The organism is Cellulomonas sp. P4_A2 (genome assembly GCF_056402515.1).
On sequence record NZ_JBFUHG010000118.1, the window covers coordinates 1 to 445 of the forward strand.

The following is a 445-nucleotide window of genomic DNA, read 5'->3' on the forward strand; positions in this document are numbered from 1 at the left end:
GCACTACGGTGTGGTGCACCCAACCGTTCACCGCACTGTACTGCGAGGCATGCCGATGACAGCACTGTTCGCCCTGGCCACCAGCCTGCTGTGGGGGCTGGCCGACTTCGGCGGCGGGCTGCTCACCCGGCGTACGCCCGCGCTCACCGTGGTCGTCGCCTCACAGACCGTCGCGGCGGTCGTGCTGGGCATCATCGTGGTCGCCACCGGCGCCTGGAGCGAGGCCGGCGGTCAGCTCTGGTTCGCCGTGGCCGCCGGTGCCGTCGGCCCGGTGGCCATGCTGAGCTTCTACAAGGCGCTGGCGCTCGGCCCCATGGGGGTCGTCTCGCCACTCGGCTCGCTGGGCGTCGCGGTGCCGGTGAGTGTCGGACTGGTCATCGGCGAGCGGCCCGGGTTGCTGCAGTTCGCCGGGGTCGGCGTCGCGATCGCGGGCATCGTGCTGGCC

Annotated in this window: 1 protein-coding gene; it reads left to right on the top strand. The window is 72.4% G+C overall.

What is annotated here, in order from left to right:
* Positions 1-49 precede the first annotated feature (49 nt).
* Positions 50-445 (top strand): EamA family transporter (locus AC1DUE_RS20365; protein WP_477041219.1); only part of this gene is annotated, 396 nt, incomplete at its 3' end.